Genomic DNA, 11,722 nt, shown 5'->3' with positions numbered 1-11,722 from the left:
TATATATTCTATTCTTGTTTTATTCGTATTAATTAATTTTGTGCTTTTTATTTTTATTGGGGTTTTAATGGAGAAATGGCAAGGTTGAACTAGAATTTAATGTAGTGTTTTATGAGGGCGCCAATTTAAAAAGCCACCACGTTAGTCAGTTAAAGAGATGTGCTTATTTCTCCTATTGGAGGGGGAATATTCTCGACGGATTAAAATGAAAAAGTCAGGGTAATAAAACTCCACGAATTAAATAATATTGATGGGGAGGCTCTGTTTTTATAAAAGTTATTATATATGATGCACCAGTATTATCTGAGGGGTTCTTGAATAAGATATATTATATTATCAGGTTATTTATGATATCCCGCTGGTCGCGCTCACTCTCTGGTCTTAATTCAATTAAAAAAGAGGATAACGATGAGCACTGAATTCTTTTCTCAGGCCGCGAATTTTCAGAGCACGGCCGCAGGCCGTGTCGATCCGCGCACGGGCCTGTTTAATTATGTGATGCCAGTGGCGCACCTTATCGGCAATAACCAACTGGGGCCGGAGCTGACCCTGGCGCTGGCATACAGCCCACTGAATTCAGCGGATATCGGCTTTGGGCTCGGTTTTTCCCTCGGGCTGACCCACTATGACAGCGACACGAAAATGCTGCAGCTCTCCACCGGCGAGCGCTATCAAGTGGATGAAACGGATAAGGCCGTGACCTTACTCCAATATAAGCAGGATGTGGTGCGGTTTGAAAAAAACGGGGCGGAGGATGCGTATCAGGTGATCCATAAATCCGGTCAGGTGGAGATCCTCTCCGGGCCGAAAAATGCGTTTAACCTGAAAGTTCCGGTGAAGATCCTGAATCCGCTGGGGCACAGCCTGCAGCTGGAGTGGAATTATACCGCCGGCGCCGTGCCCCACCTGACGGGGATTTACGATCTGGATAAAAAACACCGGGCGCTGCTGACCGTCAGGACAATACCGGGGGTGGCGACCCGGCTGACCGTCTGGCCCGGCATGTCGGAAATGTATGAAATTGAACTGGCGCTGCATAACGGTCGGGTGAGTACCATCACGAACCTGACGGCCGGGCAGACGTTGATCTGGTCACTGGATTATGACCTGCACTGCCAGTTTTTAAACCGGGTGACGGCCCCGACCGGTTTGCTGGAGGCGGTGACGTATACGCAGGACGGCCACCGTTTTCCGGCTAAGGGGCCGGTGGCCGCCTTGCCGTATGTGACCCGCCACAGCCAGTCATCCGGTCAGGGGGACGAAAATGTCCGCACGTATACTTATACGAAGAACAACTTTCTCGGCAGCGGGACGGGGGGCGACTGGAGCCGCAATCAGGATTATCTCTACGGCGTGTTGTCCGATTATCAGTACGGCTCCATCGAACGCTGGGACAACGGGCAGGCGGTCCGGGAAATTACCCGGCGCTACAATAATTACCATTTGCTGGTTTCAGAAACGGTACAGCAGAACAACTGCATACGTCAGCATGAAACGGAGTATTACGCCCAAATCGGGGCGGAGTTTGCGCAGCAGCCGCCCCAGTTTCAGTTGCCCAAATCGGCCACAGTCCGCTTTATTGCTGGCAACGGCCAGCGGGAGGAGGTGACCCGGACTGAGTTTGATGCGGCCGGCAACCCCACCCTGCAGATTGCCCCGGACGGCACCCGCACGGTGTGGGTCTATTACCCGGCCAAAGGGGAGGTGACACGGCTGGATGACGATTGCTGCGGCTGTCCGGCTGACCCCCACGGGTTTGTCCGTTACGTGAAATCGAAAACAGTGACCCCGGGCGTGGCTTCCCCCATCGGGGCCTATGACGATGCGCCGGTGCATGAGGTGATTTACCGTTATGATTCCCTGCCTACGCTGCCGGGGACCGCGACCAAAGCGGCGGTGGTGCGGACGCATCAGTGTCTGTTCCGGGTGGACCGGCACACCGGACAGCGCCAGTTGTTGCACACACATCAGACCGGCTATGTCAGCCGGCCCCACTCCCGCCACTACGGGCGGGTAGATAGCCTTGCGCAGACGGTGTATGACGGGCAGAACGCCGGTCAGGGATATACCCAGCGACAGGTTTTTCACTATCAGCTGGATAAACAGCACCTGAAACAAACCACGCGCTGGACGAGTGAGCATGACGGTCTGACGGCGTCCAGCGTACAAATCCACTCCTGCTTCAGCCATAAAGTGGGGTTTGAGCAGGACCATCAGGGCTGTACGGCGCTGTATGAGTATGATGCGTTTGGCCGCCTGTCTAAGCAGCTGAATAATGCCGGGACGGCATACGCCCGTGACATTGAATATGCCTACGAGATTCAGCATGAGGGTTTACTGATGACAACTAGGACGGATGTATGGGGCAACCAGAGCCGAACTTGGTTTGATGGACGGGGACAGCTTAGTAAACAGGCTATTATTTTGAAAGGAAAGGAGAAAAAAGGATGTCGGACGGTGACCGAAATTCAACGGGATAGTTGGGGACGAGTGACAAGTCAGACTTATCACGACTGGTTACCTACCGCCGGCAACTCCGCACAGCTTGAGAAAATTTCGGTGAATCAGCAGGCTAGTTATGATGATTGGGGGCAGCTCAGTGCAATAACGGACGCAACGGGTAAGCGAAGTTTGCAGAATTACGATCCGGTGACTCAGATCTCTCTGAAGACAACGAAAGCCGGGAACCTGAAATTTGGGAGCACGAAAACCCTCTATAACATACGGCATCAACCGCTGACGGTCACCTTGCTGGATAGTCAGGGTAAACCGGTATCCCGGCAAAGCCACTGGTATGATGGTCTAGGGCGATTGCGGGCTACCTTTAATATGCAGAATCAGAAAACCGAATATACCTATGATGCCTTTAACCGGATATCTACAATCCGGTACAGCGATGGCACCGTGGTAAAGAAAACTTACGCACCGTTCAGTGCTGGCAATTTAGTGGTGAAAATAGAAGTGGACGAGAAAGTGCTCGGCGAGCGTGAATTTGACAGTCTTGGTAGAGGTATTTCAAGTACGGTTGGTGGCCGGACCCAGACTGCGGTTTATGAGGGAAGCAGCCCGGTGCCGGGGACCGTCACAGATCTGCTGGGGCAGAAAGTGCAGATTCAGTATGAACCACAGCTGGGTAATGCGCCGATTTGTGTGGAAGCCCCTAATCTTACACAGAAGTTTACCTATGATACTCAGAGCGGGGCAATAACCCAGGCGGAAGTTGTTGGGCAGTCTATCCAGAAATGTACTTATACCTCGTTCGGGCAGCTCAAAAAGGAAATAGTGAAATTTGATAATGCTGGTACAGGAGCAGCCCACCGTAGTATGGCTTATCGCTATTCCCTTAGAGGTAAACTAATAGCTTACAAGGATGTGGCTAGGAAATGGCACCGGCTGCGGTTTGATATACTGGGTCGTCCGGTAGAGGCAGTGGATGATGCTGTGATTGTGACTCTCCGTTATGACTCGGCTGGACGGGCAGACAGCTGGACGGTAAAGGATAAAACAATCGGAAAGCAATTGACTACCACCATCACCTTTGATGATTTCAGCCGGGAAATCGGGCGGCAGATTGACAGCGAGACAGATGTGCTGACCCTGAGCCAGACTTATACTGTCGCTGGACAGCTGGCGAGCCGCATCACCGATTCTAAACAGGCAGGACGGTTACGGGAAGAGTATTACACCTATGATATTGCTCGCTGCTGGCTGACGGATTACCGCTGTTCGGGCACGGAATGCCCGCGGGATGCGTATGGGCAGACTCTGAGCCGCCAGCAGTTTACCTACGACCGGCTGGGCAACCTGCTGACCTGTCTCACCACTCTGGCGGACGGTAGTCAGGACATGGCTCACTTCAATTACGCTAATCCGGCCGACCCTTGCCAGCTGACGAAAATCACCCATAACCATCCGGCCTATCCGGCCACGATTACGCTGACTTATGATAAAGCCGGGCGGTTAGTTATGGATGAGGCGAATCGGACGTTGACCTATGACGGGTTGGGGCGGCTGGCGTCAGTCACGCACGCGGGTAGTAAAAGTACTTACGGTTATGATGCCAGTAGTTTGCTGATATTACAGCGGCGGGGCAAGGCTGATACCCGGGAGTTGTACTATCAGGGAGCAAGCCGGGTGGCAGAAATTCAGCGGGAAAGCGGGACAGTAACACGGTTGGTGCATGTTCAGGGAATACCGACAGCCACAGTCACTGATAACAGCGTGCATTTACTGGGGACGGACGAACCGGGTAGTGTGTTGTTGAGTCACCATCAGGGCACAGAATCGCGTTTTCGTTATACCCCGTACGGGCAGCAGGCGGAGGCGGACAGTGACCCGGATTTGCCGGGCTATAACGGGGAACGGCAGGACCCGGCCGGGGGCGGGTATCATCTGGGCAACGGTTACCGGACTTATAACCCGGTACTGATGCGGTTTACCGCACCGGATAGCCTCAGCCCGTTCGGAGCCGGGGGACTGAACCCGTATGCGTATTGTCTGGGCGATCCGATCAACCGGACAGATCCGAGTGGACATCTGAGTGTGGGCAGTATTCTGGGAATAGCGTTAGGCCTGTTTGGAATGGTCGCGGAGTTGACTGCGGCCATTCCAACGGGAGGGGCTTCCCTGACGCTGAGCGGGGCGATTTTGGCCGGGATCGGTTTTTTAGGGGCGGCGACCGGGATTGCCAGTGCCGCGACAGAGGACAGTGATCCGCAGGCGTCTGCTGTTTTGGGCTGGATTTCAATGGGATGCGGGGCGGCCAGTATGGGTAGTTTGGTACTTGGTAAAATGGTTCGTGGGTTACGGCAGGTGGAAGCTCAGTTACAAAGTAGTTTTAGTTTTGGTTCCAGTGTAAGGGCTGCTGCTGCGGGAGAAAGTGAGGTTCCCAGAACAATAGAAGCAGTTGCAGCGGAGACAACGAGAGCTACTGAGACAGCCAATACAACAAGTGCAGCAGCGGCAGTTGAGACAACTGCAAGAAGCACATTAGAGGCTTTTGATAGAGCAAATGCGGCAGGGTGGGTACAGGAAGTCATGAGTAATGAGCGTATAACAGTGCAGTTTAATTTTCCTCCTCTCGCTCAGATGACAGAAAGCATGAAGCAAGATTTTAACGTACTACAGCGCCTGGGATTTGCTTATCAGACAACGGGTGGAGGAATTAGATTAACAATGGATAATCGAGTACTTTTGAATGCGGGGAGCAGAGCGGTACAAAGATTTATAAACATTAGAAGTGTAACTGTACGTGAACTATATGCACCATTTATAAATGAAATTAATCCGACAGCGGTTAGTACTATCAGTAGATTTCGTTATGAGGAAGGTACTCGCAGGCTTGAATATATGATTGCTGAAGCTGAAGAACGTTATATTGATACACGTTTGGGAGTTGGTGACTTGGAGACATCCGGGTGGAATAGGCAATGGAGAGATGCGCATCTCTCCGGAATGGCTGCTGACTTACTGCGATTGCTATAATAAGTGATCAGGCAGCGCATAGTGGTTAAACTATACGCTGCCTTTTAAAAAATCATTACCATTAAATTAATTCAAAATACCGTCTTACAAGTTCTCGCCCAATCTCAAATGATGCAGTAGCCGCTGGCGAGGGAGCATTACAAACGTGTAATGACCGGCGACCGGTTACAAAGTGAAAATCATCCACTAGTTTACCCTCGGGCGTGACTGCCTGAGCACGGACACCCGCTGGCCCCGGAGTAATGTCTTCAGGACGTAAATCGGGAATAAGCTGGCGGGCATTTTCAGTAAATAGCTGATGTGAGAATGAGCGGCGCATTTCTGCGATTCCTTCACTGAAATAACGTGAAGCAATTTTCCAGACACCTTTGTAAGTCAGTATTTCCGCCATATCCCGCAGGTTACAATCTGTCCGGCGATACCCCTCGCGTTTAAATGCCAGTACCGCATTGGGGCCCACATCCCGTTTGCCATTATGCATACGGGTGAAATGAACACCTAAAAATGGGAAATCAGGATTAGGAACAGGATAAATCAAGTGATTGACCAGATGGTTTTTATCACTATTCAGCACATAATACTCGCCGCGAAATGGCACGATTTTCATACCAGTATCGTAGCCTGCCAGTTGAGCTATTTTGTCACTCTGTAAGCCGGCACAGTTCACCAGCCATTTTGCCTGATAAGTGCGTTGTTGGGTTTGAACTTCGATAGAATCACTGTGTTCCCGGATAGCTTGTACAGATTGTTGGCAGTGAATATTCCCGCCTCTGATCTGAATGATTTCAGCCAGTTTTGCTGCAATTTCCGGATAATTGACGATCCCGGTATCCGGCACCAGAATGGCTTCAAGGCCATTGACATAAGGTTCACGCTCCTTCAAAGCCGCCTGTGATAACCGACTAACCTGAAGACCATTTTGCAAACCCCGCTGATAGATATTTTCCAGTAAAGAAAGCTCTTTCAACTGCGTTGCAACAATCACTTTGCCACAACGGTCATAGTATAGACCGTGTTCCTGACAAAACTGATATATCGTCTGGTTCCCTTTTTTCGCCAGATTGGCTTTCAGACTGCCGGGCGTATAGTAAATACCCGAATGAACAACATTACTGTTATGCCCGCTTTGATGTGTAGCCACGCATTTTTCTTTATCCAGCACCAGCAAACGTAAATGTGGGTGCTGTTCCTGTAGCGCATTGGCTGTACCAAGCCCGACTAACCCTGCCCCGATGATAATCACATCATACATTATGCGGTTCCTTCCTTATTGCTGTTGTTCGGTATTGCTTATAGCGCAGCAAGTGAATAACACCGGATAACATAATCAGCGCCATTCCTGCCAAATCGGTTAAGACGCCCGGCTTAATTAAAAGAAGTGCAGCAATCGTAAAGAAAACTCTTTCCAGCCAGTGCGCTTTTATCATCCAGAAATTGGCAGTGGCAATAGAGAGGGAATAAATGCCAATCAATGCGGTTATTAACATATAAAGAATAGAAAACACACTTAACTCACTGCCCTGCATCAATAGCGCCGGGTTATACACCAGAATAAAAGGAATAATGAAACCGGGTAAAGCCAGCCGGACAGCACTCCATGATGTCTGCATGGGATCAGAGCGGGCGATACTGGCGGCTGTGTAGCTGGCAAGGGCAACTGGAGGGGTGATATTGGATAATGCCCCGAACCAGAAAACAAAGAAATGTGCCGCTAAGGGCAGAACCCCTGCTTTAATGAGAATGGGTGATACGGTGACGGCGACAACAATATATAGCGCAGTGGATGGTAAACCCATGCTGAGCACGATACAGACTACCATCACAACCAGCAGGATCATCCATAGTGTGTTATCCGTCAGGGAAACAATGTTGAAAGCAAGGGTAGAGCCAATACCCGTCATAGTCACAACGCAGATAATGATACCAATAGCAGCACAGGCAACAGTAACCTGAATGGCACCACGAGCGGCTTCATTCAGGGCATTGGCTATTTTTGTAGGTGTCATCCGTACCGAAGTATCCGGCGTGATCCAGCTCGCAACAATAATTGCAATAATGCCGAGGAAGCCGGCATAAATGGGTGTTTTTCCTGCTAATAATGACCCGATTACGATAAAAAGGGGCAGTAGCAGTAACCCACGCGCTTTCAGTACCGCTTTTACCTGTGGAATACTTTCCTTGCTGATGCCTTTTAAACCCTGCTTTTTGGCTTCCAAATCAATGGCAATAATCAGGGAAGCGTAATAGAGCAGTGCGGGAATAATAGCGGCAAGTACAATTGTGGTGTAAGAGATACCGAGAAAACCCGCCATGATAAAAGCGGCTGCGCCCATGATAGGGGGCATAATCATACCGCCGGTTGATGCTGCCGCTTCGACGGCTCCGGCAAAGCGTGGCGACAGGCCAATGCTTTTCATCAGAGGTATGGTGAAAGTCCCTGTTGTCGCCACATTGGCAACTGCGCTCCCACTGAGTGAGCCTGTCAGCGCCGATGAAATGACAGCAACCTGTGCAGGCCCGCCTCTGCGACGTCCGGCGATTGCCAGAGCCAGATCATTGAACAATGCTGTCGCACCACTGACACTCAAAAATGAGCCAAACAGGATAAAGACAATGATTGCTGTTGAGGCTGTTGACAGTGTGATCCCGAAAATTCCTTCACCGGTCATAAACAGCCGGAATAACAGACGCTCGATAGAAAAACCGGCATGCCCGAAAATGCCGATAAAATATTGGCCGAATAAAGCATACACAATAGCGAAAACAGATAATCCCGGAATGAAATAACCCGTTGTTCGTCTTGCCGCTTCAAGTAATAGGGCAATGCCAACAATAGCCATCACATAATCTGTGGTATTGGGAATACTGTTTCTGACAACATGTAAATCGATATAAGTAAAATAGAAATAACCGTAAATGATCAGGGTAAGCAGGATGACAAGATAATCCCAAAGATTGAGTTTTGCTGTCGCCTGCTGTCTGGAAACCGGAAAAAGTATAAAGCCCAACACCAGAATACCGCCAAGAAAGATCACATTACGGTAAAATTCCTGTGTATTAGATAACGCATTAGCGTAGATGGCATAAAGAGAAATAGCGATCGCCAGAAGGGTCGCTATCTGTTTGTAAGGACTGATTAAATGGCGGTTACCGGAACCGGATTCCTTATCCAGTTCAGCAGTAGACGATGTTAATGGCGCAATACTCATAATGATTCCTTATGAAAACACATAATCGGACGAAAAAAGGCTTACCATTTGCTCATTACTGAGGTTGGGCTGTGGCTGCATGAATTTCCGGCGGTATCAGCTCATCAGGAATAGGCAGTCCGATTTCCCGGTAATATCGGTAGGCTCCCGGGTGCAGCGGAACGGCAACGCCTTTAAGGGCATTTTCCGGGGAAATATATTTGGCGGCGCTGTGGATTTGATGAACTTCTTTCAGGTTCTCAAACATTGATTTTGTTAATTCATAAACGATTTTTTCATCAATCTCACGAGTAGTCATCAGAATATTGGGCTGAGCAATCGTGTGAACAGTTTCACTTTGACGGGGGTAAGTTTCCGGCTGAATAACAAAACGAAACCAGGAATTCGCGATAGCATTAATCTGCTTCAATTGCTGATCGGTCACATTCAGGATACGGGCAGAGACACCGCTGGCGTACATATCCGTGACCGCTGAGGCGGGAACCCCCGCAGGTATCGCGCCACCATCAAGACGGCCATCGCGCATTGCGGAAACGGTATCACTGTAGCCGAGATATTCCGGGCTAATACTTTTCTTGCTAAGGTTGACTCCTTGCAAAATAATCAGTGTAGATTGCTCTGTGCCACTGGCTTGTGGACCAACGGAAAAACGGGTATTGGCGATGTCGTTTAACGTACCCTCTTTGATTTTGTCGTCCATCATCACAAAGTGTTCGACATTAGGCCAGAGTACCGAGATGGAACGCAGATCCTGATAAGGCCGGTTTTCGAAATTACGGACACCCTGATAGGCTTCGACAGCAATCAAACTTTGTAAAATAACAAGCTGTGCCTCATTTTTCTGGAGTAAATCAATATTCTCAATTGAACCTGCGGAAGACTGGCCTGTGACCTGAATATTTTCATCCTTGAGATGATGACTCCACACATTGGCAAGCCCGACACCTATCGGGTAAAAGGTTCCTCCTGTGGATGCCGTGGCAACGGAAAGAAATCGTTTATCGGCATTCTTCATTTTTCCAATAATAGCCATGAAAATTAAGGCAATAGCAGCGATGACTGCCAACAGTGCTTTTGTTCTTTTGGGTGTTAATATTTTTGTGACTGACATAATAGGGTTTACCGAAAATTGTGTGATTGATGATGTGGTGTTTCATTTATAGTTAACGTAAGTATGAACTTATCTGTTTTTCTTTTTGTAAATGACTGCATTATGCTATGAGATAGTTTAATGAGTTATAAAGAAGGTAAAATATAAATATAATTGCCACAATCATAAATCTAATGATTTTACGGGGTTTTATTGTGAAAATTTGAACGGAGTCACGTCTTTATCAATTTCATTAATTTACATCTTCATTAATGCGAAAAATATCAACCATGATCAATTAAATAATTCAGTTAATAATAATGAAGTATCTATGGTTTTGCGTATTTAAACATTATTGATAGTTGGCATGGTAAGGGCATTTTTTTAGTGTCGAATGGTATCTTGGTGATTGGCCCTATTTTTTCTAAACAATCTATCATTATTTTAATGATTTTATAGTTCAGGGTGATGTGATGAGAAAATATTAATTATAAATAATAAATTATTGCTGTTTTAATTTTTATTACCGAATCTTTATCTAAGTGACATAATTTTCACTGTGCCTAAATTTATTCTTAAGATGAATGTCATGAAATTTATTTATCTCATTTTCTTTGGCTATGGATCCCTTTATTTTAAATAATAAGAAGTAAACTTAAAATAAGAGAGGTATAAACTATAAATGATATTGATAAATCGATTGTTTATATTATTTATTTAAAAATCATTGATGAAAAAAATCAGTTGTATATGAATGTTATTCATTGAGATGCGAGTAAAAATACCGTAGAGTCATGTTAATTTTATGAAGGCCTGTCGTTAATAACTTCTCCCTATATAAAGACTACTCTGTTATTACCTCATCAGGAGATAAATCATGGCTGCTACACACAATGGTATTCACTACTATGATGTATCAACCCGTTATGCGCGTATTTCAGTATCGGATTCTGGCGGTAACGGGTTACCTGTTTTGTTTATACATGGCAATTCAAGTAGTAAAGAAATATTTTGCCATCAAGTAGAGTACTTTAAAAAGAATTATCGGGTTTTGGCTCTTGATTTACCGGGGCACGGGGCATCTTCCAATGCCAGTGAGCCCCGTAAGGCATATTCAATGCCTGCCTATGCCCATACTGTTATTGAAGTACTGGAAAAGATCGGCATAAACAGAGTTGTTGTTTTCGGCTGGTCATTAGGCGGGCATATCGGGCTGGAGATGCTGGCTCTGTTTCCCAAAATGATTGGGTTGATGATTTGTGGTACACCACCTGTAGCCGCCGGTAAAGATAATGTCGCACTTGGTTTTCGTCAGAGCGAACATATGGGGCTTGCAGGTAAGGCTGATTTTACTGAAGAGGATGTGAAAAATTATGCCTATGAGACAGTAGGTATTAATGCGCCTCATGATCAGTTTATTCTTGATGCGGTGGCGAGAACGGATGGTTTATCACGCCAGTATATGTTTGAAGCCTTTACTTCTCCACAGGCAACAGACCAACGATTATTAGCTGAAACAAGCAAAATACCTTTGGCTATCGTCAATGGGAGCGGAGATCCGTTCATCAATGCGCAATATATCGAAGGCCTGAATTACCAAAATCTTTGGCAGGATCAGGTTATTAGTTTAGCGGGTGTGGATCATGCTCCGTTTTGGGAAGCTCCGACCCGATTTAATCCTATACTGGCTGATTTTCTTTGTGATTTTTAATCTATTCGTTTAATTAGCGGCTGGGAATTACCTGCATTATTTATCTGGATATATTCATGTAAATGCCCAGCCTAAAATTAGTCAGACATATGAGACTTTTTATTGTTTTGTGATTTCCGTCACTTGGACAATTCTGTAATTTTTCTTATTAATTTTCGACAAAATATATCGTTTAATATTGACATAAATTTTCTAGCTTATTGAATATCCCAATTATAAATATTTGGT

At 47.0% G+C, this 11,722-nt stretch carries 5 protein-coding genes; 2 read left to right on the top strand and 3 right to left on the bottom strand.

Going from position 1 to position 11,722, the window contains the following annotated elements; genetic code table 11:
• Positions 1 to 408 precede the first annotated feature (408 nt).
• Positions 409 to 5,484 carry an RHS repeat-associated core domain-containing protein gene (locus AACX68_RS12770; RefSeq protein ID WP_228859402.1) on the top strand — a complete coding sequence of 1,692 codons (5,076 nt, stop codon included), beginning with the start codon at positions 409 to 411 and terminating at the stop codon, positions 5,482 to 5,484.
• Between the two features lie 61 nt (positions 5,485 to 5,545).
• Here AACX68_RS12770 and lhgO read toward each other — a convergent pair whose 3' ends face one another.
• Genes lhgO through AACX68_RS12755 form a run of 3 tightly spaced genes read right to left on the bottom strand, consistent with a single transcriptional unit; the run spans position 5,546 to position 9,804 of the window.
• A complete protein-coding gene (lhgO, locus tag AACX68_RS12765; protein ID WP_228859401.1) occupies positions 5,546 to 6,736 on the bottom strand; it encodes an L-2-hydroxyglutarate oxidase in 1,191 nt (396 codons plus the stop codon).
• Complete coding sequence (locus tag AACX68_RS12760; RefSeq protein ID WP_228859400.1) at positions 6,729 to 8,693, bottom strand: TRAP transporter permease; 1,965 nt, start codon at positions 8,691 to 8,693, stop codon at positions 6,729 to 6,731. Before AACX68_RS12760 ends, lhgO begins: the two co-directional genes overlap by 8 nt.
• Positions 8,694 to 8,748: 55 nt before the next feature.
• Complete coding sequence (locus tag AACX68_RS12755; protein ID WP_099126180.1) at positions 8,749 to 9,804, bottom strand: TAXI family TRAP transporter solute-binding subunit; 1,056 nt, start codon at positions 9,802 to 9,804, stop codon at positions 8,749 to 8,751.
• Between the two features lie 856 nt (positions 9,805 to 10,660).
• Here AACX68_RS12755 and AACX68_RS12750 point away from each other — a divergent pair.
• Positions 10,661 to 11,494 carry an alpha/beta fold hydrolase gene (locus tag AACX68_RS12750; RefSeq protein WP_228859399.1) on the top strand — a complete coding sequence of 278 codons (834 nt, stop codon included), beginning with the start codon at positions 10,661 to 10,663 and terminating at the stop codon, positions 11,492 to 11,494.
• Positions 11,495 to 11,722: the final 228 nt, after the last annotated feature.

Origin of the sequence: Xenorhabdus sp. PB61.4 (assembly GCF_963894935.1) — a bacterium.
In the GTDB taxonomy this organism is placed as follows: Bacteria; Pseudomonadota; Gammaproteobacteria; order Enterobacterales; family Enterobacteriaceae; genus Xenorhabdus; species Xenorhabdus stockiae.
This window is presented reverse-complemented; position numbering and strand designations above follow the sequence as displayed.

Coding starts and splice junctions, on each gene's coding strand:
- AACX68_RS12760 (WP_228859400.1), bottom strand. CDS start 8,693: ATGAGTATTGCGCCATTAACATCGTCTACTGCTGAACTGGATAAGGAA.
- AACX68_RS12755 (WP_099126180.1), bottom strand. CDS start 9,804: ATGTCAGTCACAAAAATATTAACACCCAAAAGAACAAAAGCACTGTTG.
- AACX68_RS12770 (WP_228859402.1), top strand. CDS start 409: ATGAGCACTGAATTCTTTTCTCAGGCCGCGAATTTTCAGAGCACGGCC.
- lhgO (WP_228859401.1), bottom strand. CDS start 6,736: ATGTATGATGTGATTATCATCGGGGCAGGGTTAGTCGGGCTTGGTACA.
- AACX68_RS12750 (WP_228859399.1), top strand. CDS start 10,661: ATGGCTGCTACACACAATGGTATTCACTACTATGATGTATCAACCCGT.